22 protein-coding genes are annotated in these 24,327 nt (G+C 73.5%); 9 read left to right on the top strand and 13 right to left on the bottom strand.

Translation table 11 applies throughout. The features are described 5' to 3' along the window. Positions 1–26: 26 nt before the first annotated feature. Positions 27–572 (bottom strand): TetR family transcriptional regulator, encoded by a 546-nt coding sequence (locus tag MU522_RS00110; protein WP_246991602.1) that lies wholly within the window; start codon positions 570–572, stop codon positions 27–29. A 1-nt stretch (position 573) separates the two neighbouring features. Next, entirely contained in the window at positions 574–864 is a 291-nt protein-coding gene (locus MU522_RS00105; RefSeq protein ID WP_246991600.1) for a rhodanese-like domain-containing protein, read from the bottom strand. 47 nt (positions 865–911) lie between these two features. On the opposite strand from MU522_RS00105, the gene MU522_RS00100 reads away from it, so the two are divergent. Continuing rightward, positions 912–1,391 (top strand): VOC family protein, encoded by a 480-nt coding sequence (locus MU522_RS00100; RefSeq protein WP_246991598.1) that lies wholly within the window; start codon positions 912–914, stop codon positions 1,389–1,391. Between the two features lies 1 nt (position 1,392). Here the strand turns inward: MU522_RS00100 and MU522_RS00095 are convergent, their stop codons facing one another. The 4 genes from MU522_RS00095 to aroA are packed head-to-tail and all read right to left on the bottom strand — an operon-like array spanning position 1,393 to position 5,240. Then, on the bottom strand, positions 1,393–2,037 hold the full coding sequence (locus MU522_RS00095) for a methyltransferase domain-containing protein (RefSeq protein WP_246991596.1): 645 nt from the start codon (positions 2,035–2,037) through the stop codon (positions 1,393–1,395). 45 nt (positions 2,038–2,082) lie between these two features. Then, positions 2,083–2,859: a histidinol-phosphatase gene (hisN, locus tag MU522_RS00090; RefSeq protein ID WP_246991594.1), complete on the bottom strand. Its 777-nt coding sequence runs from the start codon at positions 2,857–2,859 to the stop codon at positions 2,083–2,085. Positions 2,860–2,881: 22 nt separating this feature from the next. Next, entirely contained in the window at positions 2,882–3,922 is a 1,041-nt protein-coding gene (gene rsgA, locus MU522_RS00085) for a ribosome small subunit-dependent GTPase A (RefSeq protein WP_246991592.1), read from the bottom strand. A gap of 7 nt (positions 3,923–3,929) precedes the next feature. Further along, positions 3,930–5,240 (bottom strand): 3-phosphoshikimate 1-carboxyvinyltransferase, encoded by a 1,311-nt coding sequence (gene aroA, locus MU522_RS00080; RefSeq protein WP_246991590.1) that lies wholly within the window; start codon positions 5,238–5,240, stop codon positions 3,930–3,932. Between the two features lie 95 nt (positions 5,241–5,335). Between aroA and MU522_RS00075 the strand changes: the two genes are divergently transcribed. Next, complete coding sequence (locus tag MU522_RS00075; protein WP_225792772.1) at positions 5,336–5,938, top strand: sigma-70 family RNA polymerase sigma factor; 603 nt, start codon at positions 5,336–5,338, stop codon at positions 5,936–5,938. Next, positions 5,935–6,195, top strand: a complete 261-nt coding sequence (locus MU522_RS00070) for a zf-HC2 domain-containing protein (protein ID WP_128188473.1) — start codon at positions 5,935–5,937, stop codon at positions 6,193–6,195. The genes MU522_RS00075 and MU522_RS00070 overlap by 4 nt, the downstream gene beginning before the upstream one ends. A gap of 72 nt (positions 6,196–6,267) precedes the next feature. On the opposite strand, the gene aceB is transcribed toward MU522_RS00070, so the two are convergent. Next, on the bottom strand, positions 6,268–7,908 hold the full coding sequence (gene aceB / locus MU522_RS00065; RefSeq protein WP_246991586.1) for a malate synthase A: 1,641 nt from the start codon (positions 7,906–7,908) through the stop codon (positions 6,268–6,270). Between the two features lie 26 nt (positions 7,909–7,934). Beyond that, positions 7,935–9,233 carry an isocitrate lyase gene (gene aceA, locus MU522_RS00060; RefSeq protein ID WP_246991584.1) on the bottom strand — a complete coding sequence of 433 codons (1,299 nt, stop codon included), beginning with the start codon at positions 9,231–9,233 and terminating at the stop codon, positions 7,935–7,937. A 151-nt stretch (positions 9,234–9,384) separates the two neighbouring features. Between aceA and MU522_RS00055 the strand changes: the two genes are divergently transcribed. Continuing rightward, positions 9,385–10,872 (top strand): helix-turn-helix domain-containing protein, encoded by a 1,488-nt coding sequence (locus MU522_RS00055; RefSeq protein ID WP_146356807.1) that lies wholly within the window; start codon positions 9,385–9,387, stop codon positions 10,870–10,872. A gap of 9 nt (positions 10,873–10,881) precedes the next feature. Here the strand turns inward: MU522_RS00055 and MU522_RS00050 are convergent, their stop codons facing one another. The 4 genes from MU522_RS00050 to MU522_RS00035 form a co-directional block, all read right to left on the bottom strand. Then, a complete protein-coding gene (locus tag MU522_RS00050; RefSeq protein WP_246991582.1) occupies positions 10,882–11,340 on the bottom strand; it encodes an adenylyltransferase/cytidyltransferase family protein in 459 nt (152 codons plus the stop codon). Between the two features lie 72 nt (positions 11,341–11,412). Beyond that, entirely contained in the window at positions 11,413–12,129 is a 717-nt protein-coding gene (locus MU522_RS00045) for a polysaccharide deacetylase family protein (RefSeq protein WP_246991580.1), read from the bottom strand. Further along, on the bottom strand, positions 12,126–13,163 hold the full coding sequence (locus tag MU522_RS00040) for a glycosyltransferase family 2 protein (RefSeq protein WP_246991578.1): 1,038 nt from the start codon (positions 13,161–13,163) through the stop codon (positions 12,126–12,128). Before MU522_RS00040 ends, MU522_RS00045 begins: the two co-directional genes overlap by 4 nt. Continuing rightward, positions 13,160–15,352, bottom strand: coding sequence for a glycosyltransferase (locus MU522_RS00035; protein WP_246991665.1), 2,193 nt, complete (start codon positions 15,350–15,352; stop codon positions 13,160–13,162). The genes MU522_RS00040 and MU522_RS00035 overlap by 4 nt, the downstream gene beginning before the upstream one ends. A gap of 143 nt (positions 15,353–15,495) precedes the next feature. Between MU522_RS00035 and MU522_RS00030 the strand changes: the two genes are divergently transcribed. The 5 genes from MU522_RS00030 (at position 15,496) to MU522_RS00010 (ending at position 23,663) form a co-directional block, all read left to right on the top strand. Further along, positions 15,496–16,227: a CDP-alcohol phosphatidyltransferase family protein gene (locus MU522_RS00030; RefSeq protein ID WP_128188481.1), complete on the top strand. Its 732-nt coding sequence runs from the start codon at positions 15,496–15,498 to the stop codon at positions 16,225–16,227. Continuing rightward, complete coding sequence (locus tag MU522_RS00025) at positions 16,217–17,143, top strand: glycosyltransferase family 2 protein (RefSeq protein WP_246991574.1); 927 nt, start codon at positions 16,217–16,219, stop codon at positions 17,141–17,143. The genes MU522_RS00030 and MU522_RS00025 overlap by 11 nt, the downstream gene beginning before the upstream one ends. A 24-nt stretch (positions 17,144–17,167) precedes the next feature. Then, entirely contained in the window at positions 17,168–17,878 is a 711-nt protein-coding gene (locus MU522_RS00020; RefSeq protein WP_246991572.1) for a hypothetical protein, read from the top strand. A 136-nt stretch (positions 17,879–18,014) separates the two neighbouring features. Further along, positions 18,015–22,496, top strand: coding sequence for a PKD domain-containing protein (locus MU522_RS00015; RefSeq protein ID WP_246991571.1), 4,482 nt, complete (start codon positions 18,015–18,017; stop codon positions 22,494–22,496). Between the two features lie 24 nt (positions 22,497–22,520). Continuing rightward, positions 22,521–23,663: a glycosyltransferase family 4 protein gene (locus MU522_RS00010; RefSeq protein WP_246991569.1), complete on the top strand. Its 1,143-nt coding sequence runs from the start codon at positions 22,521–22,523 to the stop codon at positions 23,661–23,663. On the opposite strand, the gene MU522_RS00005 is transcribed toward MU522_RS00010, so the two are convergent. Beyond that, on the bottom strand, positions 23,596–24,201 hold the full coding sequence (locus MU522_RS00005; RefSeq protein ID WP_246991663.1) for a hypothetical protein: 606 nt from the start codon (positions 24,199–24,201) through the stop codon (positions 23,596–23,598). The two genes, MU522_RS00010 and MU522_RS00005, sit on opposite strands and share 68 nt — an antisense overlap. Positions 24,202–24,327: the final 126 nt, after the last annotated feature.

Here is a 24,327-nt window from a genome sequence, read left to right as displayed (position 1 = left end):
AACTAAGTTGACGCCTCGAGGCGATGCTACGCGATCGCCGCCTGGATCACCGCGCCGTAGCGGCGCACGAGCGCGTCCCGATCGGCGTCGAGCGCCTCGTCGCCCACCGCCCACAGGGCGTAGAGCAGCCCGCCGGCCGCGGCCGCGGCGAGCCGCGCGCGGAGGTCGGCGGCATCGCCGCCGCCCAGCCGCTCGCGCAGCGGCGCCACGAAGCGCTCCTCGTGCGCGTCGCGCAGCCGAGAGCCGATGCCCTCGGCGTCGCTCGCGCGCAGCAGCGCGAGGAAGACGCCGCGCGTGTCCTGCCGGCTGTCGAGCAGCGCCGCGGCGCACCGCTCGCCGAAGGTGCCGAGCGGGCCGTCGAGCGTCGCCCGCCATGCCCGCGCGAGCTCCTCCGACGCCATGGTGCGCAGGAACAGCGACTCCTTCGAGCCGAAGCGGCGGATGACGACCGCGGGATCGACGTCGGCCGCGGCCGCGATGTCGCGCACGGTCGTCGCGGCGTAGCCGCGGTCGACGAACAGCCGGGCCGCGGCCCGGGCGATCGCGTCGGAGTCGGCGGGGGAGCGCGCCACCTCAGACCACGGGGCCGGTCATCGGCCGGCCCTCGGCGGCCCAGCGCAGCGTGCCGCCCTCGACGTTCGCCGCATCGAGCCCCTGCTGCGCGAGGTAGGCGACCACCTGGGCGCTGCGGGCGCCGGAGCGGCAGATGATCGCCGCGCCGTCGGGCACCTCGGCCACGCGGGCGACGATCTCGGTCATCGGGATGTGGATGGCGCCGTCGGCGTGCCCCGCCTGCCACTCGTGCGGCTCCCGCACGTCGACGATCGGCAGGGCGGCGGCCTCGGCGGGCGTGATCTCGCGCATGGATCCGAGGCTACCCAAGGCGCGCGCCGAGGAGCATCATGGCCCCCATGACCGACGTGCGCACAGTGCTCTGGTTCGACGGCCGCATCGAGGAGGCCGCCGAGCTCTACGTCTCGCTCGTGCCTGGCTCGCAGATCACCGACGTGCTGCGGATCCCGGCCGGCGACAACCCGTGGCCCGGCGGCGCGCCAGCGGGCGAGGCCCTCACGGTCGACCTGACGATCGGCGGCGCCCCCTTCCAGCTGCTGGACGGCGGGCCGCAGTTCCCGCAGTCCGAGGCCGTGTCGATCTCGGTCACCGTCGACGGGCAGGAGGAGGTCGACCGGCTCTGGGAGGGGCTGATCGCCGACGGCGGCGCCGAGTCCCAGTGCGGCTGGTGCCGCGACCGCTTCGGCGTCTCGTGGCAGGTCATCCCGAAGCAGCTGGGCGAGCTCATGCAGACGCCGCGGTCGGCGGAGGTCACCCGCGCGATGCTCACGATGCAGAAGCTCGACGTCGCGGCGCTCGAGGCGGCGGCCGCGGGCTGACTCAGGCCGCGACGAGGCCCTGCACCCGCCACGGCCACCCGCGGCCGGGCAGCACCGGACGCATCCCGCCCTCCTCGAGCGCGCGCAGCATGGCGCTCGGCGCGTGCAGGAAGGAGCGGTAGCGGATGCCGCGGGCGCCCGCGAGCGTGTTCTCGATCGCCGAGACGACGCGCGACGCGGGATCGCGGCTCGGATGCGTGAACGCGAGCCGCCGGCGGCAGCGGCCGGCCGCGGCCGAGAGCAGTCGCCCGGCGTCGGGGTAGCAGCACACCACCCGGTGCAGCACCACGAGGTCGGCCCGCTCGACCGCCTCGGGCTCGGCGGCGAGGTCGACGATGCGCCGCCGCACCCGGTCGGCCACGCCCGCAGCGGCGGCGAGCCGCGCCGCCTGCTCGTCGTAGGCCGACGACAGCTCGAGCGTCGTGCAGCGCTCGGCGCCGCGGCGCAGCAGCTCGAGCCCGATCTCGCCCACGCCGCCGCCGATCTCGAGCACCGTCGCGCCGCGCACGCCGTCGGCCGCGAGGAAGTCGACGAGGCGCCGCTCGGCGCGGGTGAGGCCGCGCCGGCGGTAGCGCGCCGCCATCCGCTCGGCGAACGCGGCGTCGAACTCCTCGGCGCACCCGCGCGAGTCGCAGCACTCGGCCATGGCGCCAGTATGCGCGCGCCGCGGCCCGCGCGACAGCCCCTCGCCTCAGCGCGCGAGCCGCTCCAGCAGCGCGTCGTGCAGGCGTCCGTTGGTGGCGAGTGCCGAGCCGTGCCAGGGGCCCGACTGCCCGTCGACCGAGGTGAAGGTGCCGCCGGCCTCCTGCACGACGGGCACGAGCGCGGCCATGTCGTAGGGCTGCAGGTCGAACTCGGCCACCGCATCCACCTTGCCCTCCGCGAGCAGCATGTAGCTCCATGCGTCGCCGTAGGAGCGCGCCCGCCAGACGTCGCGCTGCAGCGCGACGAGGTCGTCGATCCGGCCCGCGCCGTCCCAGCCCTGGATGGCGTTGTACGACAGCACCGCATCCGACAGCGCGCCGACGCCCGAGACCCGGATGGGCCGCGGCCGCGCGGGGTCGGTCCAGGCGCCCTGCCCCTCGGCGGCCCACCAGCGCGCGCCGAGCGCGGGGGAGGAGACGACGCCCACGACCGGGCGGCCGTCGACCGCGAGCGCGATGAGCGTCGCCCAGATGGGCGCGCCGCGCAGGAAGTGCGCGGTGCCGTCGATCGGGTCGATGATCCACTGCCGGCTCGCGTCGCCGGAGGTGCCGAACTCCTCGCCGAAGATCGCGTCGTCGGGGCGCTCCTCGGCGAGCACGGCGCGGATGCGCTGCTCGACCGAGCGGTCGGCGTCGGTGACGTGGGTGGTGTCGGCCTTCGTCGTCACCTCGAGGTCCTGCGCGCCGAAGCGCTCCATCGAGATGGCATCGGCGGCGTCTGCCAGCCGCAGGGCGAGGTCGAGGTCGTCGTCGTAGCCGGTCACGATCCCAGCGTACGGCGGCGCGTCACTCCTGGTGGCGCTGCTCGCGCGCGGCGACGAGCGTGCCGAGCATGCGCTGCATCGAGTCGACGCGGCGCGGCTCGAGGCGGCCGTCCGCGGCCGCGATCGCGAGCTCGCAGTACTGCTCGTCGACGAGGTGCGTGCAGCCGCGCGGGCAGTCCTCGGCGACCTCCGCGAGGTCGGGGAAGCCGCGCAGCACGTTCGCGGTGGCGACGTGGCCGAGCCCGAAGGAGCGCACGCCCGGGGTGTCGATGATCCAGCCGGAGCCGAGCTTGAACGACACCGTCGACGACGAGGTGTGGCGGCCGCGGCCGGTGACGGCGTTCACATGGCCGACGGCGCGCTTGGCATCCGGCACGAGCGCGTTGACGAGCGTCGACTTGCCGACGCCCGAGTGCCCCACCGCGACGGTCGTGTGGCCGTCGAGCCGCTCGCGGAGCGCCTCGACGGGCGGGTCGTCGATCGACGAGCGCCACACCTCGATGTCGAGCCCGGCGAAGTTCGCGAGGAACGGCTCGGGGTCGGCGACATCCGTCTTCGTCACGACCATGATCGGCGTGATGCCGGCGTCGAGCGCCGCGACCAGGTAGCGGTCGACGAGCCGCGGCCGCGGCTCGGGGTCGGCGGCGGCGACGACCATGAGCAGCACGTCGGCGTTCGCGACGATGACCCGCTCGACCACGTCGGTGTCGTCGGCGGAGCGGCGCAGCACGGTCGTGCGCGGCTGGATGCGCACGATGCGGGCGAGCGAGCCCGTCTCGCCGGTCGTGTCGCCGACGACGTCGACGCGGTCGCCGGCGACGATCGCCTGCTTGCGCAGCTCGCGCGCGCGGGCGGCGGTGACGATCGCCTCGTCCTGCTCGTCGATCCGCACCGCGAGCGTGTACCGGCCGCGGTCGACGGCGGTGACGATGCCGGTGACGGCGTCCTCGTGCTCGGGGCGCTGCTTCGAGCGCGGCCGGTTGGCCTTCGGGTTGGGGCGCTCGCGCACGCTCGACTCGTCGTACTGCTCGTACGGGTCCTCGTGCTCGGTCATCCAGCTCATGCGCGGCTCACTCCAGCTCACCCGCGAGCATCGCGGCCCACAGCTCCGGGAACTCCGGGATGGTCTTGGCGGTGGCGCCGATGTCGTCGACCTCGACGCCCGGCACGCGGAGGCCCACGACGGCGCCGGCGGTCGCGATGCGATGGTCGTCGTAGGCGCGCCACGGGCCGCCGGTCAGGGGTGCCGGCTCCACGCGGATGCCGTCGGGCAGCGCCGTCGCGGTGCCGCCGAGCGCGGCGATGTCGTCGACGAGGGCCTGGATGCGGTCGGTCTCGTGCCCGCGGATGTGGCCGATGCCGGTCACCTCGACCGGGCCCGACGCGAGCGCGCCGAGCGCCACGATGGTCGGCGCGAGCTCGCCCGCGGCGTGCATGTCGAGCGTCGCGCCGGGGATCTCGCCGCCGACGGCCTCGATCGTGAGCGAGCCGTCGGCGACCGACGACGTCGCGCCGAACGGGGCGAGCAGCTCGGGCAGCAGCCGCCCCACCTGCGTCGTCCCGTCCGGCCAGCCGTCGAGCACGACCCGGCCGCCCACCGCGACCACGGCCGCGAGGAACGGCGCGGCGTTCGACAGGTCGGGCTCGATGCGCTCGTCGAGCGCACCGATCGGGCCGGGCTCGACCCGCCACGAGGCCTCGCCGACCGCGCGGGCGTCGACGCCGCGCTGCCGCAGCGCCGCGAGCGTCATCTCGATGTGCGGCAGCGACGGCAGCCGCTCGCCCCGGTGGTGCAGCGTGAGGCCCTCGTCGAAGCGGGCGGCGACGAGGAGCAGCGCCGACACGAACTGGCTCGAGGCGCTCGCGTCGATCTCGAGCTCGCCGCCGCGCACCCCGCCCGCGCCGTGCACGGTGAACGGCAGGCGCGGCTCGTCGGCGTCGACGCGCACGCCGAGGCCGCGCAGGCTCCCGATCGTCTGGTCCATGGGGCGCTTCCGCGCGTGCGGGTCGCCGTCGAACGCGACCGGGCCGTCGCCGAGCGCCGCCATGATCGGCAGGAAGCGCATCGCCGTGCCGGCGAGCCCGCAGTCGATGGATGCGCCGCCCACGACGGGGCCAGGGGCGACGACGAGGTCGGGGCCGAAGCGGCCGTCGCCGGGCGCCTCGCGGATGTCGGCGCCGAGCGCGCGCAGCCCCGCGGTCATGAGCTGCGCGTCGCGGCTGCGCAGCGGCCGGTGCAGCGTCGACGGCGCGTCGGCGAGCGCCGCCAGCAGCAGCGCGCGGTTCGTGAGGCTCTTCGAGCCGGGCAGCTGCACGCGGGCGTCGAGGCGCGCGGTCGCGGTCGGCGCGGTCCAGGGGCGGGAATGCTCGAGCGGGCTCATCGGTTGCAATCTATCGGTCGGGCAGTACAGCGGAGGAGGGGCCGGTGGCAGGGACGACGGTCATGGCGCCGACGGCGACACTAGACTCGCCCGCGATGGACGAGCAGCGTGACGAGGCCAAGCGCGACGACTTCGTGGAGCAGGCGATGCAGTACGCCGACCAGCTCTACGCGGCCGCCATGCGCATGACGCGCAACCCGGCCGACGCCGCCGACCTCGTGCAGGAGACCCTGCTCAAGGCCTACGCCGCGTACGACTCGTTCCAGCAGGGCACGAACCTGCGGGCGTGGCTGTACCGCATCCAGACCAACACCTACATCAACACCTACCGCAAGCAGCAGCGCAGGCCGTTCGAGGCGCCCCTCGACGACCTGGAGGAGTGGCAGATCGGCGACGCCGAGTCGTTCACCGCCATGTCGTCGCGCAGCGCCGAGGCCGAGGCGATCCACCGGATGCCCTCCGGGATCGTGAAGGACGCGCTGCAGCAGGTGCCCGTCGACTTCCGCATGGCGGTCTACTGGGTCGACGTCGAGGGGCTCAGCTACGCCGAGACCGCCGAGGTCATGGAGACCCCCGTCGGCACCGTCATGAGCCGCCTGCACCGCGGCCGCAAGCTGCTGCGAGGCCTGCTGGCCGACTACGCCCGGGAGCAGGGCATCGCCGTGCAGGACACCATCGTGAAGGAGAAGAAGCCGTGAGCGAGACGCCCCAGGCCACGAAGGACTGCACCGAGGCCCGTGCCGCCCTCGAGGAGTACCTGCACCACGAGCTCTGCGCCGAGGACGCCGCGGATGTGCGTGCGCACCTGGCGGAGTGCGAGGAGTGCTCGGCCGAGCACCACGTCGGCGAGATGCTGACCGCCGCGCTGCAGGGCGCCTGCAAGGACCGCGCCCCCGAGGAGCTGCGAGCGAAGCTGCTCGAGAGCCTGCGGGCCGCGAAGGCGAGCCACGCCTGACATGACGCGCGACGGGGCGGGATCCCTCGGACCCCGCCCCGCGCATCCGTCCCCGGTTCGCACCCGCGCCGCTCAGGCCGCGACGCGCTCCTGCACCGGGATGGGACCGGTGATGGGCCGCTCGGCACCGTCGCCCAGGTAGCGCTCGGTGCCGGCGAGCGTGAGGAAGGCCGGGTAGGTCTCCTCGAGCGCGATCTCGCGGAACAGCGCGATGGCCTCGCGGTAGCGGTTGCCAGGGCTCCGGTCGAAGCCCGCGGCCAGCTCGTCGACGATGGCCTCGCAGCGCTCGCGCGTGATCGTGCGACCGTCGGCGGTGGCCGACTCGTTGTGGATCCACTGCCACACCTGCGAGCGCGAGATCTCGGCGGTCGCGGCGTCCTCCATGAGCGAGTGGATCGCGACGGCGCCGTGGCCGCGCAGCCACGCCTCCATGTAGCGGATGCCGATCTCGATGTTCGAGCGGAGCCCGGCCTCGGTGATGTCGCCCTCGGTGGTCGAGAGGTCGATGAGCGCCGCGCCGTCGACGGGCACCTCCTCGCGGGTGCGCTCGAGCTGGTTGGGGCGGTCGCCGAGCACCGCGTCGAACGCGCTCCGGCAGGTCTCGACGAGGCCGGGGTGCGCGACCCACGAGCCGTCGAAGCCGTCGCCCGCCTCGCGCGCCTTGTCGCTCGCGACCGCCGCGAGCGCGCGCTCGGTCGCATCCGGGTCCTTCGCGCTCGGCACGAACGCCGCCATGCCGCCGATCGCGTGCGCGCCGCGGCGGTGGCACGCGCGCACCAGCTGCTCGGTGTAGGCGCGCATGAACGGCGCCGTCATCGTGAGCCGGGCGCGGTCGGGGAGCACGAACTCCGGCCCGCGGAGCCGGAACGCCTTGATCATCGAGAACAGGTAGTCCCAGCGGCCGGCGTTGAGGCCCGCCGAGTGCTCGCGCAGCTCGAAGAGGATCTCCTCCATCTCGAACGCCGCCGTGATCGTCTCGATGAGCACGGTGGCCCGGATCGTGCCCTGCGGCAGCACGAGCAGCTGCTGCGCCATGACGAACACGTCGTTCCAGAGCCGCGCCTCGTGGTGGCTCTCGAGCTTCGGCAGGTAGAAGTACGGGCCCCGGCCGGCGGCGATGAGGTCGTCGGCGTTGTGGAGCACGTGGAGCCCGAAGTCGACGAGCGATCCCGACATGGGCCTGCCGTCGACGAGGATGCGGTGCTCGTCGAGGTGCCAGCCCCGCGGCCGCACGACGATCGTCGGCGTCTCGGGGGCCGTCACCTTGTACTCCTTGCCCTCGGGGCTCGTGAAGGCGATGCTGCCGCGGATCGCGTCCTGCAGGTTCACCTGGCTCGCGATGACGTTGCGCCACAGGGGGCTCGAGGCGTCCTCGCAGTCGGCGAGCCACACCTTCGCGCCCGAGTTGAGCGCGTTGATGGTCATCTTGCGCTCGATGGGGCCGGTGATCTCGACGCGGCGGTCCTCGAGGCCGGGAGCGGGCGGGGCGACCCGCCAGCTCGCGTCCTCGCGGATGCGCCGCGTCGACTCGAGGAAGCGGGGGCTGTCGCCGTCGGCGAACGCGGCGCGGCGCCGGCGGCGGTCCTGCAGCAGCTGCTGGCGCGTGCACTCGAACGCGTCGTGCAGCTGCAGCAGGAAGCCGAGCGCCTCGTCGGTGAGCACCCGGTCCTGACCGGGGGCGTGGGCGGTGATGCGGATGCGCGTGGTGTCCATGGTCTGGCTCCTGACGTGGGTGCGGATCAGTGGAACTGCTCGGACTCGGTCGAGCCGGCGAGCGCGAGCGTGCCGGAGCTCGGGTTGAGGGCGGTGGCGACGAGGTCGAACCACCCGGTGCCGACCTCGCGCTGGTGCTTCGTGGCGGTGTAGCCGAGGCCTTCCGCCGCGAACTCGCGCTCCTGCAGGTCGACGTAGGCCGTCATGTGGTGCTCGGCGTAGCCCTTCGCCAGGTCGAACATGGAGTGGTTGAGGGCGTGGAAGCCCGCGAGGGTGATGAACTGGAAGCGGAACCCCATGGCGCCGAGCTCGCGCTGGAACGCGGCGATCTGGTCGTCGTCGAGGTGCTTGCGCCAGTTGAACGACGGCGAGCAGTTGTAGGCGAGCAGCTGGTCGGGGAACTCGGCCTTGATGCCCTCCGCGAAGCGGCGGGCCACCTCGAGGTCGGGCTTGCCGGTCTCCATCCAGAGCAGGTCGGCGTACTCGGCGTAGGCGCGGCCGCGGGCGATGCACGGCTCGATGCCGTTCCGCACCTCGTAGAAGCCCTCGCTCGTGCGCTCGCCGGTGAGGAACGGGCGGTCGCGCTCGTCGACGTCGCTCGTCAGGAGCGTCGCCGCCTCGGCGTCGGTGCGGGCGATGATGACGGTCGGCACGTCCTCGACGTCGGCCGCGAGGCGTGCGGCGTTGAGCGTGCGCACGTGCTGCTGGGTGGGGATGAGCACCTTGCCGCCGAGGTGCCCGCACTTCTTCTCGCTCGCGAGCTGGTCCTCCCAGTGCACGCCCGCGGCGCCGGCGGTGATCATCGAGCGCATGAGCTCGAACGCGTTGAGCGGTCCGCCGAAGCCAGCCTCCGCGTCGGCGACGATCGGCACGAGCCAGTCGTCGACGGCCCGGCGGCCCTCGCTGCGCTCGATCTGGTCGGCGCGCTGCAGCGCGTTGTTGATGCGGCGCACCACCGCGGGCACCGAGTTGGCGGGGTAGAGGGACTGGTCGGGGTAGGTCTGGCCCGACAGGTTGGCGTCGGCCGCGACCTGCCAGCCCGAGAGGTAGATGGCCTCGAGGCCCGCGCGCACCTGCTGCACAGCCTGGTTGCCGGTGAGGGCGCCGAGCGCGCGCACCGGCTGCTCGTCGGCGTGCAGCCGGTCGAAGAGGCGCTCCGCGCCGCGGCGGGCGAGCGTGTGCTCCTCGACGACGGAGCCCCGGAGGCGGATGACGTCGGCGGCGCTGTAGTCGCGGGCGATGCCGCTCCAGCGGGCGTCCGCCGCCCACTCGAGCTCGAGCTCGGCCGCCTCGGTGGCCATCGTCGTGTCGTGCTGCTCGGTCATGGTGTCCTCCTGCTGTCGCGCCGGGGCTCCTGCGCCCTCGGCGTCCGGTCGTGCTACCACTGTGCGTGCAGAACTGCACTGCGAGCGGCGATTTGCACGGTGAAGATCATCACTTCTGCCAGATCCCGCAGAACTGGCGTATGGTGCTCGCATGACCGAGCGAGGCACCGCATCCGCCACCTGGGACCGACCCGCGCGCTCGGCGCCCGCGCCGACGCAGGTCGACGCGCTGCAGCTCGGCAAGGCGCTGCGGCACGCGCGCAAGCAGGCCGGGCTCACGCTCGACGCCGTGCACGACGCCATCGGCCTCGCGCCGTCGCAGCTGTCGGGCTTCGAGACGGGCAAGCGCGAGGCGCGCTTCTCGCAGCTGCAGCAGCTCGCGGCCCTCTACGGCGTCAGCCTCGAGCAGCTCACGGGCACCGAGCCGCCGTCGCGGCGCGCCGAGCTCGAGCTGCGGCTCGAGCGCGCCATGCAGTCGTCGACCTGGCAGCAGAAGCGGCTGCCGACGATGCGCATCGGCCCGCGCACGCCCGACGACGTGCTCGAGACGATGCTCGCGCTCGTCGACGAGCTCGACCGGGTCGCCGAGGAGCGGGTCGCGACGCCCGAGGAGGCACGGCGCGCCAACACGCAGCTGCGGGCCGAGATGCGCGCGCGCGACAACCACTTCCCCGAGATCGAGGCTGCGGCGGCGCGCATGCTCGAGAAGGTCGGCTACCAGTCGGGGCCGCTCTCGCAGCACCTCATCGCGGCGATCGTCGAGCGGCTCGGCTTCACCGTGCACCACGTCGGCGACCTGCCGCACTCGACGCGCTCGGTGACCGACCTCAAGCGCCGGCGCATCTACCTCTCGCGCTCCTCCCGCATCGGCCACGACCCGCGGTCGGTGCTCCTGCAGGCGCTCGGGCACCACGTGCTCGGGCACTCGGTGCCCGCCGACTACGGCGCCTTCCTGCGCCAGCGCATCGAGACGAACTACTTCGCGGCGGCCCTGCTCATGCCCGAGCGCACCGCCGTGGAGTTCCTGCGCGCCGCGAAGGAGGAGCGGCAGCTCGCGGTCGAGGACCTGCGCGACGCCTTCGCCGTCTCGTACGAGACCGCCGCGCACCGGCTGACGAACCTCGCGACCGTGCACCTCGGGATCCCGCTGCACTTCCAGAAGGTGCACGAGTCGGGGATCATCTACAAGGCCTACGAGAACGACGGCGTGACCTTCCCCTCCGATCACACCGGCGCCATCGAGGGGCAGCCGGTCTGCAAGCGCTGGACGAGCCGTGAGGTGTTCGACGTCGCCGACAAGGTCAACGCCTTCGAGCAGTACACCGAGACGCCGGCGGGCACCTTCTGGTGCACGGCGATGACCGAGCGCAGCCCGTCGGGGGAGTTCTCGCTCTCGATCGGCGTGCCGTTCGCGCAGGCGAAGTGGTTCCGGGGGAGGGGCACGAAGGAGCGGTCGATCTCGGGCTGCCCCGACCCCTCGTGCTGCCGCACGCCGCCTGCCGATCTCGCCGAGGCCTGGGCCGGGCAGGCGTGGCCGAGCGCGCGGGCGCACTCGCACCTGCTCGCCGCGCTGCCGCCGGGCGCCTTCCCGGGCGTCGACGAGACCGAGGTCTACAGCTTCCTCGCGTCGCGGGCGTAGCCCCCGGCCTCAGGAGTGCTGGGCGAGGGCGGGCGACGCATCCGCCGTGCCCTCGAGCAGGCTGAGCGCGCGCCGCAGGGCCGTGCTCGACGTGTGCGCCGTGTAGGGGAAGTAGACGACCTCGACGCCCACCGCGCCGAGCTCGCGCTCGAGCCGCAGGCCCCGCTCGGTGCCCCGCCAGTCGTCGCCCTTGAAGAAGTGCGTGAACCCGACCTCGCGCCACGTGTCGAGCTTGTCGGGCACCGTCTCGACGTGCACGCGGTCCACGAAGCGGATGGAGCGCACGATCTCGACGCGCTCGAGCGTGGGGATCACGGGCTCGACGCCCTTCACCTGCAGCAGCATCTCGTCGCTCACGACGCCCGCGATCAGCACGTCGCAGTGCTCGCGCGCGTGCCGCAGCACGTTGAGGTGGCCGACGTGGAACAGGTCGAAGGCGCCTGCGGCGTAGCCGATGCGCTGGCTCATCCGCTCCTCCGATCCCCGTTTGCAAACAGTGTTACATCAGCGTAGGGCACGCGGGGGCGGGACGCGAGCGCCTCACGCGAACCACGCCCCGAGCCGAGGCCGGCCGCGCTCGAGCGCGCGCTCGAGCGACGTGCCCGACAGCCCGCGCTCGGCGAAGCCCGCCAGCAGCCGAGCGGTGAGCGCGCCGCGGTCGAACGCCGGGATGTCGCCGTCGTCGACGCCGTCGTCCACGCCGGCCCGGCCGTCGTGCCCGAGCAGGATGAGGCCCGGTCGGGCGTTGCGCATGGCGCTCGCCACCCGCCCGTCGGTCGTGGTGTCGGCGCTGTCGAGGCTCGTGCCGCCCCAGAGCACAGGCATCACGCCCGCCCGCCGGATGGCGTGGTAGGCGCGCGGCGACTGCCGGCCGTACGGCGGCCGCATCCACCGCACGGGCGCGCCGGCGACGTCCTCGAGCTGGGCCTTGCCGTCGAGCGTCCGGCGCGTGATCTCCTCGGGGGTGAGCCCGCTGAGCGGCCGGTGGTCGATGCCGTGCAGCGCCACCTCGTGGCCCTCCGCGATGACCGCCCGCACGAGCCACGGCAGGCGCCGCGCCCTCGCGCTCAGCATGAAGAAGGTCGCGTGCGCGCCGCGCTCGGCCAGGGCGTCGAGCACCCGCTCGGTCTGCGGCGGCTCCGGGCCGTCGTCGTAGGTCAGCACCACCACCGGCTGGTCGGTGTCGACGCCGACCACCGAGCCCATCGCCCGCACGTGGCGGCGCAGCACCCCGTGCACGGCAGCTCCCACGCTCATCGCTCCGCCTCCCGCCTGCGGTACTCCTCGAACCGGTGGCCCATCGCTGCCGTCAGCACGCCCCACCCGCGGCGCACCTGGCTCTCGCCGCGCTGCTGCCGCACCGGGTCGCGCGTGCACACGCCCCAGGCGAGCCTGGCCGTGCCGAGCACGATGCGCGCGGGACCGCCGGCGAGGCCCCCGAGGCGCGCGCGCACGCGCAGCGCGGGCGTGGGGGCGAGTCGCTCCCGCGTGTGCTGCAGCGTGTTCCCGTGCGCGAACGCGCGCCGCCGCACCCAGTCGCGCGTCGTGCGCTCCGGGACGACCGGGTCGAGGGTCACCGACTCCTGGCACCAGACGATCCGGCCGCCGGTGCGCACGAGCAGGCGGGTGAAGATGGTGTCCTCGCCGCCGGTCAGGCCGAGCGACTCGTCGAACCGCAGGCCCGCGCGCCGCACCGAGCGGAGGTCGAGGAGCAGGTTGCCGGTGGCGGCGGCGGGCAGCAGGGTGCCGGTCTCGCGGGAGGCGCGGTGGAAGAACTCGCTCGAGGCGACCCACGGCTCGACGCCCTCGGGCAGCTGCGCGACCACCCGGCCCATCACCGCATCCGCCTCCGACTCGCGCCAGACGTCGACGAGGGCCGTGAGCCAGCCCGGCTGGGGGATCTCGTCGTCGTCGATGAACGCGAGCAGCCGCGAGCCGGCGCTCTCGTCGAGCGCCCGGTTGCGGGCGGCGGGGATGCCCGGGCGCGCCTCGTGCGCATAGGCGATGCGGATGCCGTGGGATGCCTCGGCGTCGCGCCGCACCGCGTCGACGACGGGCCGGGCCGAGCCCGCCGGGTCGTTGTCGACCACGAGGATGCACGGCTCCACGGCCTCGAGCGCCTCCCGCGCGCGCAGGCTCACCGCCTGCAGGTTGGCGCGCAGCTGCTCGGGTCGCCGGAAGGTCAGGATGGCGACGGTCAGCACGGGCCTGCCGAGGGGTGCGGCGTGCCGGGCGCGGGGCGCCGCCGCCTCGGCCGGCTCGAGGCGCCCGCGGACGCGCTGCACGGTCATCGGAGCCCCGCCGCAGTGCGGAACGCCTCGACGTGCGCGTCGGCGCTCGACGACCAGGTGCGGGCCGCCAGCCGGGGCGGCTCCGCGGGCGGATGCGCGGCGAGCTCGGCGAGCGTGGCATCGATCGCGGCACCGGTCAGCGTGCCCTCGAAGCGGTGCACCCACCCCGGTCCTACCTCGTCGGCCAGCGCGCGGTTGACGGCGTTGTCGGGCACGAGCACCGGCCGGTCGAGCGAGAGGCCCGCGAGGGCCGCGCTCGAGTTGTGCATGTGCAGGTACGGCAGCACGACGAGGGATGCACCGGTGATGGCGCGCACGAAGTCGGCGTCGTCGAGGAAGCGCAGCGAGAGCTCGATGCGGTCGTCGCCTGCGGCGAGCTCCACGAGCGTGCGCGCGAGGTCGTCGGAGGTCGGCCTGCCGGCGATCGCCAGCGTCGCGCCGGGCGTGCGGCACTCGCGGAAGGCGCGGAGCAGCTGCTCGGTGCCCTTGTACCGGCGGATCAGCCCGACCGACACCAGCCGGCCCGGCGTCGCCGGCAGCGTCTCGTGCTCGCCGAACCAGTCCCGGAAGTGCGCGTGGGGGATGGTGTGGACGGGCACGCGCAGCGGCACCGCGGTCGTCTCGTTGAGCCGGATGACCCCGGTCGTGCGCTGGTCGACGGCGTCGAGCAGCGCGTGGTCCCAGCGCGACAGCTCCTGGGGGCGCTCGGTGTTGTGCCACGTGCGCACGATGGGCGTGCGCGTGAGCGTCAGGCGCGCGAGCAGCAGGGTCGTGAGGCTCCTGCGCACGAGGCGGCCGGCGGTGCGATGCCCGCCGAACAGCACCTCGGGCCAGTGGACGTGGAAGACGTCGTAGCGGCCGAGGAGCGCGCGCGGGTAGCTGAAGGTCTCGACGGCCGCATCGGGGCGGCCGTCGAGCTCGGCGAGCAGCTGCGCGAGGTAGGGGTTGGTGGTGGGACGGATGGCCTTGACCGACTCGAGGACGCGGACCGGCCGGTGCCGGGCGGGGCTCGCGGCGCCGCGGTACCAGCCGTCGACGAGGGGCGCGAGCCGCTCCCGCGACCAGCGCTCGTGCGGGACGCCGGTGGCGTCGCCCGCGAGCGCGAGCTGCTCGACGACGCTCGCGACGACGTCGCCCTCGAGGCTCGCGACGAAGCCGTTGGGCTGGGCGAGCAGCGGTGGGCCGCCGAGCGGCAGGCAGACGACGGGCGTGCCCATCGAGCTCGCCTCCGCGACCGCCCAGCCCGCCTGGTCGTGCATCGAGGGGAAGAGCAGCGCGTCCGCGCGCGCCATCGCCTCGAGCGCCTCGCGGCGCGGCACATGGCCGGCGAACCGCACCCGGTCGCCGAGGCCGAGGCGCTCCGCCTGCGCCTCGAGCGCGCGGCGCAGCGGCCCCTCGCCGTAGAGGGTGAGGCGCCAGTGCGAGGCCGCGGGCCTGGCGAGCGCGGCGAGCGCGATCGAGACGCCCTTGAGCGGGATGAGGCGTCCGACGGCGACGGCCTCGCGCATCCGCCCCTCCGGCTCGCGGCGTGCGCGTGCCGGCAGCGCCGTGAGGTCGAGCGCCGCGTTGGGCTCGACCACCACCCGCCGCGCGCGGCGGAACCGCCGCGCGACGTCGCCGTTCTGCGCGACCACGAGCGCCGCGCGTCGGGCGGTGCCGTCGCCGAAGACCGCCCGGGGCAGCGTGGTGGCGACGGTGCGGACGACCTCGGTGGCGACCCCTCTGGCGCCGAGCCAGCGGCGGAGCCGCCAGACCGGGATGCGGGTCGCGCCGCCGACCGGGCCCCACACGAGCGGCACGTCGCGTAGCGCGGTGAGCCCGCACGGCAGCCAGTCGTTCGCGAAGGTCACGTGGTGCGCGACGTCGAAGCGGTGGCGCGCGTGGAGGCGCACCGCGGTGCGCGCGAGCTTCGCCTGCCAGAGCGCGTAGTACCAGTAGAGGTCGCGGGGGCGGCGCTTGCGCGCCATGACGCGCTCGGGCAGGTCGATCGCGACGACGTGCAGGTGGCGCGCGAGCTCCCGGTCGGCGGCGAGTGCCGCGGCGATCGCCGGCGCGAAGCGGCGGCGCGTGATGACCCAGACGTCGTGGGTCGCCGCGGCCGCGGTCGCGAACGCCCAGCCGGCGCTCGCCTCGGGCTCGTCGGACGGCCCGCAGGCGTACGCGCCGACGAGGATGCGGAGGCGGGTCATCTCCGGCCGCCGACCCTCGGCTGTGGGCATCTCGTGCTCCGCTCTCGTGACCTGCGCGGCTTGCGAGTCCGACTCGCGGGAGTATCGTAACATCGTTACATCAATCCGGGCAGACGCCCGGCGACGAGGGTGGAGGGCGAGCCATGACTGGAGCGACGCTCGGCATCCGCGCCGCGCACGCGCGCCTGTCCTCGGCGCAGAAGGGGCACGCCAGGGGAGCGCCCGCCTACTCGGTGTACGTCAACCGCCGGATCGGCCGTGCGCTGGCCGCCGCGGCCCACGCCGCCGGCCTGACGCCGAACCAGGTCACCGCCATCAGCGCGGTGCACACCTTCGCCGCCATCGCGCTGCTCGCCGTCGCGCCCGTCGAGTCCTGGACCGGCATCGTCGCGGCGGTCCTGCTCGCCCTCGGATATGCGTGGGACTCCGCCGACGGCCAGGTGGCGCGCCTGCGCGGCGGCGGCTCGCTCGCGGGGGAGTGGCTCGACCACTTCGTGGACGCGCTCAAGATCGCCTCGCTGCACCTGGCGCTGCTCGTCGGGCTCTACCGAGGCGCGCCCGGGCTCCCGGAGCCGGTGCTGCTGCTGCCGATCGCGTTCTCGGTGGTCGCGACCGTCACCTTCTTCGGCATGATCCTCAACGACCTGCTGCGCGGTGCGAGGGGTGTGCCGTCGACCCACGCGCGCGGCGGAGGCTCGCTCGGGCGCTCGATGCTGCTGCTGCCGACCGACTTCGGCGTCGTGTGCTGGCTGATGGTGCTGTGGGGATGGCCCGCCCTCTTCCTCCCCGCCTACGCGCTGCTGCTCCTGCTGCAGACGGCCTTCCTGGCGCTGGCGGCGGTCAAGTGGTTCCGTGAGATGCGCCATGTCGGCTGAGCCTCGGCGTCCGCTCGCGATCGTCGTCGTCAGCTACGCGTCGTCCGGGCTGCTCTCCGAGCACCTGGTCGCCTCGGCCCGGAGCGTCGCGCCCGAGCTGGTGGTGGTCGTCGACAACCTCTCGTCCTCCGATGAGCGGGAGCGGGTCCTGGCGCTCGCGCAGCGGCACGGCTGGCAGGTCGTGACGCCGGAGCGCAACCTGGGCTTCGGCGGCGGCGTCAACTGCGGCGTCGCCAGGGCCCGCGCGCTCGGAGCCCGCGACCTGCTCGTGCTGAACCCGGATGCGCAGATCGAGTCGGCCGCGGTCGCTGCGCTCCGCGCGGCCGCCGACGCGGACGGGCTCGCGGTGCTCGCGCCCCTGATCCGCGATCCGCAGGGCGGCACGTGGTCGGCCGGATCCGATCTCTATATCGCCGATGGTGCGACCCGGGGCCGCGCGCGCCGCGCCGCGCACGCCGACGCCGAGCGCTGGGAGTGGCTGAGCGGCGCGTGCCTGTGGATCCCGGAGGAGGCGTGGGAGCTCGTCGGCGGGTTCGACGAGGACTACTTCCTCTACTGGGAGGACGTGGACCTGTCGCGGCGCCTCGTGGAGCGCGGCGGCCGGCTCCGCGTCGTCGAGGACGCCGTCGCGGTGCACGACGAGGGCGGCACTCACCGCGAGCGTGGTCAGCTCGGGCGCGGCAAGTCGAGCGTCTACACGTACTACAACATCCGCAACCGCATGCTGTTCGCGGTCAAGCACCTGGATGCGCAGGGCGTGCGGCGATGGCGGCGCGGCGTGCTGGGCGCGGCATGGGAGGTGCTCGGCAGAAGCGGGCGCCGACAGCTGCTGCGGTCGCCGGCGCCGGTGCGCGCCGCGTTGCGAGGCGTGGTTGATGCTCGGCGAATCGTGCGCGAATCGGCTGGCGTGCGCTGAACCCGCCGCACGTACAGTGTGCCCATGACGAGCGAGCAGCGGAGTGCGTCGACGCCTCGCGCCCGAGCCGCGCTCGTGCTGGGCGGGGTGACGGTCGTCGGGCTCGTGCTCTGGGGCGTCCTCAGCGCGAGCGGGGCGGGCGACGCCGAGCAGCCGGGCACGGCGAGCGGCTCGCCGTCGTCGACGCCCGGCACCTCGACGTCGCTGCCGTCGACTGCGCCCACGTCGACACCGACGCCGTCGGGCTCCGCGGCACCGAGCGCGCTCCCGTCGGCGCCCGCGACCTCCGCGGGTGCGACGGCGCCCCCGGGGTCGCCTCCCGGATCCCTGCCGACCGAGACGCTCGCGCCGGTGCCGCTGGATGCGGTCGTCGAGCCTACCGCCGACGTCGAGCTGGAGCTGGCGTCGCTCGAGTCGGTCGACGGCGCGGCCAACATCGCCGGCGAGATCGCCGGACCGGCGATCCGAGTCACCGTCGAGGCGACGAACACGGGCGACGATCCGTTCCCGACGCCCGTCGTGGTGGTCAACCTCTACATCGGCGAGGACCGGCTGCCGGCGAACGAGATCCGGGAGCCCGGCGGCCGAGCGTTCCCCGCGTCGATACCGGCAGGCGGCTCGAGCTCGGGCGTCTACCTCTTCACGGTGCCGCACGACCAGCGCGGCCTCATCGGCATCGAGGTGGTGCTGCAGGCCGGTGAGCCCGTGGTGCTCTTCGAGGGCGCCGCGCGCTGAGCCGCGCGCGAGACCTCAGGATTCCCGCAGTCTCAGCGCGGAAGCCCTCGGCGGTCCATGGCCGGGCGTACGATAACGCCGTTACTGGACGGTGTCATGGGATGCGGTCCGCTGGCACTGAGGACAGGAACGTCACATGCGCACCTCGACACCGATCCGCACGCTGATCCGCACGCACGTCGCCGCCGTCGGAGCGATCGCGGTCGGCGCCGCGATCCTGGTCAGCGCACCGAGCGCGGCCGTGGCGGCCGATCCGGTCATCGAGCCTGCAGCGCTCGAGGCGTCGGCACTGCCCCACGAGGCGAGCATGTCCGCCGACGCGCTGCCGACGGTGCAGATCGACCAAGGCGTGGTGTGGGACGTGCACGTCGCGGGCAACATCGCCTACGCCGGAGGACAGTTCTCGAACGCCCGCCCGGCAGGCGCGGCCCCCGGCACCAATCTCATCCCCCGCAGCAACTTCCTCGCGTTCGACGTGCAGACCGGTCAGGTCACGTCCTTCGCGCCCTCCTTCAATGGACGGGTCAACGACATCGCGGTCTCCCCCGACGGCAGGCGGCTCTACGTCGTGGGCGCGTTCACCGCGGTCAACGGCCAGACGCGCAATCGCATCGCCGTCTTCGACCTGCCCGGCCACACACTCAGCACCACGGTGGTGCCGAACATCAACGGCACCGCGCAGTCCGTGGCGGCGACCAACTCGACCGTCTACGTGGGCGGCTACTTCAGCGCCGTCAACGGCAGTGCCCGGGCGCGCATCGGCGCGGTCAACGCCTCCAACGGCGCGGTGCTGCCGTTCCGCCCCATCGTCGACAACGGCATGGTGCAGGCGCTCGCGGTCGGACCCGACGCGACGAAGGTGATGCTCTCGGGCAACTTCACCTCGGTCGCCGGCGGGCAGAGCGAGCCCGGGTACGGGCTGTCCATGGTCGACGCCTCCACCGGCGCGCAGCTGCCGCTGCCCGTGAACTCGATCGTGCGCAACGCGGGCGACAACTCGGGCGTCACGAAGCTGAGCACCGACGGCGTCAACTTCTACGGCGTCGGCTGGCACTACGGCCGCGGCGGCAACATGGAGGGCGCGTTCCAGGCGCGCTGGTCGGACGGCGAGATGGTCTGGATCGAGGACTGCCACGGCGACACCTACGACGCGGCTGCGGTCGCCGGCCAGGTGTACATGGCCAGCCACAAGCACTACTGCGGCAACAGCGGCGGATTCCCGCAGTCCGATCCGTGGACCTTCTACCACTCGACCGCGGTCACCACCGAGGTCCACGGCGCCAACACGCCCGACATCTACGGCTACCCCGACCACCCTGGCCGCCCACGCCCGGAGATCCTCAACTGGTACCCGCAGACGGACATCGGCACGTTCACCGGCAAGAACCAGGCGGTCTGGGCACTCGACGGCAACGACCAGTACCTGGTCTACGGCGGCGAGTTCCCCCGGGTGAACGGCGCTACGCAGCAGGGGCTCGTGCGCTACACCCTGCGCCAGAATGCGCCGGACAACCAGGGGCCGCGCCTCTCGCAGGATCAGGATCGGCTCGCCATCGCGGCCGGCATCACTCCGAACGCCTGGTGGACGCCGTCTGTCAGCGCCGTCATCCCCGGCTCGCTCCGGGTCTCGTTCCCGACGATCTTCGATCGCGACGACCAGGCGCTGACCTACCGCGTGTACCTCGACTCGGAGACGACCGCCGGCCTCGTGGGCGAGCAGACCATGTCGAACAAGTTCTGGGACGTCCAGACTGTGCGCACACTGATCTCCGGCCTCGAGCCGGGGTCGACGCATCAGGTGCGCGTCGTGGCGCGCGATCCGGGTGGGAATGTCTTCCGCTCGGAGTGGGCGACCGCGACGGTGTCGAGCGGAGCCATCTCCGCCTACCTCGAGAGCGTTGCGCAGGACGACGTCGTCAGCATGTGGCGCCTCGGCGAGGCGAGCGGCTCCTCCGTCGACCTCTTCGGCGGCTCCGACATGCAGCTGAGCGGCCGCATGACGTACGGCGAACCGGGTGCGCTGGCCTCCGACGCCGATGCCGCGATCCGCTTCAACACGGCGACCACGAACTCGCAGAACGATGGCAGCGGCGGGTCGACGACGCGCATCGCGGGCCCTCAGCGCTTCTCCATCGAGACATGGTTCCGCACCAGCACGACGAGCGGAGGAAAGCTCGTCGGATTCGGCAACGCGCGGACCGGCTCGTCCACCTCCTACGACCGGCACCTCTACATGAACAACGCCGGTCAGCTGCTCTTCGGCGTGTACCCCGGGTCCGTGCAGGTCATCACCACACCGGGCACCTACCGGGACGGCGAGTGGCACCACGCGGTGGCGACCCTCGGCAGCGAGGGCATGCGGCTGTACGTCGATGGGCAGCTGCGCGCGCAGCGGAACGACGTCACATCCGCGCAGGCGTACCAGGGCTACTGGCGCATCGCCAACGACAACCTGAACTCGTGGACCAGCGCGCCGGGATCGAGGCAGTTCGAAGGCCTGCTCGACGAGGTCGCGATCTACGACCGGCCGCTCTCCGCGGACCGCGTCCAGGCGCACTACGAGGCGGGCACGACGGGCGTCGCCCCCAACACGCCCCCGAGCGCCGCGATCGGCACGCCCTCGGTCGACGGGCTGCAGGTGGGCTTCAGCGGCTCCGCCACCGACGCCGACGGCACGGTGGTGTCCTACGCCTGGAGCTTCGGCGACGGCTCGACGGGCACCGGGGCGTCGGTGACGAAGACCTACTCGACGGCCGGCACGTACGACGTCACCCTGACGGTGACGGACGACGACGGCGCCACCGGCACCGCCACCACCCAGGTGACGGTGGAGCCGGTGCCGAACGCGGCGCCGAGCGCGTCGTTCACCATCCAGTCGCAGGGCCTGGAGGTCTCGGTGGACGGCTCGTCCTCGTCCGACCCGGACGGCTCGGTGGCATCGTACGAGTGGGACTTCGGCGCCGGCTTCGCCGCAGGCGCCGCGACCGCCTCGCATGAGTTCGGCTCGGCGGGGACCTATCCCGTGCGGCTGCGCGTCACCGATGACGACGGCGCGACGGACGTCGACGAGCAGAGCGTGACGGTCATCGAGCCGGGTGCGGGTGTGCTGGCGCAGGATGGGTTCGACCGGACGGTGTCGAACGGCTGGGGCACTGCGGATGTCGGCGGGCCGTGGTCCCTGCGGGGGACGGCGAGCCGGTTCTCGGTGGCGGATGGCGAGGGTCGGATGACGATCCCGGCGTCGACGTCGCAGACGGTGTACGCGGATCTGAACGGGGTGTCGAGCGCGAGCACGCGGATCGATGCGGTGTTCAGCGTGGATTCGCTGGTTGAGGCGCAGTACGTCTCGCTGGTGGGTCGCCGGGTGGGCTCGACGAACTACATCGCGAGACTGCGGCTGCAGGCCGATGGCGGTGTGCGGCTGTACCTGCTGCAGGACGGGGCGACGGCGATCGCGCCGATGCTGCAGGTGCCGATCACGATCGTGCCGGGGGAGCAGTACGCGTTCAGCATGGAGGTGACGGGCACGTCGCCGACGACGGTGCGGGCGAAGCTGTGGGAGGTCGGTCAGGCGGAGCCGGGCTGGATGCGCGAGGGCACGAACTCGCTCGCAGCGCTGCAGACGGCGGGTGCGGTGTCGGTGTTCACCTACGTGCCGAACAACCCAGGCGGCGGCGCAGTCGCCTTCGACAGCATCACCGTCTCCGACCCCGCCGGAGGCGCACCGGCGCCGAACGTCGCGCCCACGGCGTCCTTCACGAGCTCGAGCTCGGGCCTGGTCGTGTCGGTGGACGCCTCCGGCTCCTCCGACCCCGACGGCTCCATCGAGTCGTACGCGTGGGACTTCGGCAGCGGGTTCGTCGAGGGCGGCGCCACCGCGACGCACGAGTTCTCCGCCGCCGGCAGCTATCCCGTGCGGCTGCGCGTGACGGACGACGACGGCGCGACTGCGACCGCGGAACGGTCCATCACGGTCGCCGAGCCGGGTGCGGGTGTGCTGGCGCAGGATGGGTTCGACCGGACGGTGTCGAACGGCTGGGGCACTGCGGATGTCGGCGGGCCGTGGTCCCTGCGGGGGACGGCGAGCCGGTTCTCGGTGGCGGATGGCGAGGGTCGGATGACGATCCCGGCGTCGACGTCGCAGACGGTGTACGCGGATCTGAACGGGGTGTCGAGCGCGAGCACGCGGATCGATGCGGTGTTCAGCGTGGATTCGCTGGTTGAGGCGCAGTACGTCTCGCTGGTGGGTCGCCGGGTGGGCTCGACGAACTACATCGCGAGACTGCGGCTGCAGGCCGATGGCGGTGTGCGGCTGTACCTGCTGCAGGACGGGGCGACGGCGATCGCGCCGATGCTGCAGGTGCCGATCACGATCGTGCCGGGGGAGCAGTACGCGTTCAGCATGGAGGTGACGGGCACGTCGCCGACGACGGTGCGGGCGAAGCTGTGGGAGGTCGGTCAGGCGGAGCCGGGCTGGATGCGCGAGGGCACGAACTCGCTCGCAGCGCTGCAGACGGCGGGTGCGGTGTCGGTGTTCACCTACGTGCCGAACAACCCAGGCGGCGGCGCAGTCGCCTTCGACAGCATCACCGTCTCCGACCCCGCCCTCGGGGGATGAGCCGGCCGTCACGAGGCCGATCCGATGGCAGCGCACAGCGAGCACGCGGCGACGACCGGAGCCTTGTCGACGGCTGATGCGGTCGAGGCAGTCGCAGGTCGCGCACTGCAGCTGTACGACGAGGTGCGCACGGCGCACCTCGAGCGGCTCGCCGGCGACCGCCGGGTCACGATCCTGTTCCGCGCGCGGCGCTACGACTTCGACCGCGCGCTCGCCGCCGCGCTCGACGTGCAGCGGGCCGGCGCGCTCGGGACCCTGCGGTGGACGCTGTCGCACCCGGTGGCGGTCATCGAGGTGAGTGAGCCGCTCATGGCCGCCGCGTCGCTGCGCACGCTCAGCGCCGTGCTGGGCAACCGCATCCGCTCGCTCGTGCGCGGGGAGCGTCCGGCTCGCGTCGTGACGTACGCGATCGAGGCCATGCCGCTCGCGGAGGCAGTCGCCAACCTGCCGCGCAGGGCACGACTGCGGCATGCGCTGCTCGCGCCGCTGCAGGCGATCGTATGGCGCGTGCTCGACCGCATCGCGTTCGGCACAGTCCTCTCGGAGCAGGTGTACCGCTCGGCGTTCCCCGCGCGATGGCCGGAGCACCGCGTGATTCCCGCGCTGCCCGTGTCGAGGCTCGTCGCGCCGGCGTCGGTGCCGCGCCCGCCGCACCTGGTGTTCCTCGGCGACATGGCGGAGCGCAAGGGCTTCCCCGCAGTGCTCGACGTGTGGCCTGCGGTCCGAGCCGCGCTGCCCGAGGCGCGGCTGACCATCCTCGGGCGCGGATCCGGGGCGGCAGCCGCCATGGCGCTGGCGGCGGCCGACGACCGCGTCGTCGTGCGGCTCGACCCGCCCCGCGCCAGCATCTTCGAGACGCTCGAGCGCAGCAAGGTCCTGGTGCTGCCCTCTCGGCGCACGCCGCTCTGGCGAGAGCAGGTCGGGCTGCCGATCGTCGAGGCCCTCGCCTCCGGGTGCATCGTGGTGACGACGAGCGAGACCGGGCTCGCGAGCTGGCTGCAGCAGCACGGGCACGAGGTCGTGCCGGCAGACGCGCATGACGCGCTGGCGGCGGCGCTCGTGCGTGCCCTCACGAGCGCTCGGACACCGGAGGGCGTGGTCACGGACCTCCCGGCGGCGGACGGGAGACGAGCTGCGCAGGACTGGATGTACGAGGGCCTGCGATGATCGGCGCGACTCGCGCGCGGCCGGCGCGGCGCACGCGGGGCCGGTGGCACCAGGTCGGCTCGGCGGCAGCCGCGAAGGTGGTCGTCATGGCGCTCACCGGCATCGTCGGCCTCGTCACCAGCCGCATCATCCTCGACGGATTCGGCGTCGAGGCGTACGCGCAGTACGGACTGCTGGCGAGCCTCCCGGCGCTGCTGCCCTTCGCGGACCTCGGCATCGCCGCCGTGCTGATCAACGCGGCAGCCGAGTCGGAGGATCCGCGCCGGGACGCGCTGCTGCGGCGCACCATCACGAGCGCGCTGCGCATCCTGCTCGTCGCGGGCGGCATCATCGCGGCCGCCTCCTTGCTGCTGGGCGCGTTCGACGCGTGGCCCGCGATCCTCGGCCCCGGGCTCATGTCCGGCGGCGGCTGGGTGGCGGCCGCGTGCATGGCGATCTTCGGCCTGACGCTGCCGCTGACGATCGGCGCTCGCCTGCTGGTCGGGCTCGGGCGCAACACGACGCAGATCTTCACGCAGGCGCTGACCGCCCCGCTCATCCTGGTGCTCATCGGCGGGTGCGCGCTGCTCGGCGTCCCCGCCGGCCAGCAGCTGGCGGTCTTCGCCTACATGGCGAGCGCCGCGGTCGCCTCCACGAGCCTCGTGGTCGCGGCGCGCATCGTCTC

Source organism: Agrococcus sp. SCSIO52902 (genome assembly GCF_022983135.1).
Lineage (GTDB): Bacteria > Actinomycetota > Actinomycetes > Actinomycetales > Microbacteriaceae > Agrococcus > Agrococcus sediminis.
The sequence above is the reverse complement of the archived record's forward strand: the minus strand, read 5'-3'. Positions and strand labels throughout refer to the sequence as shown.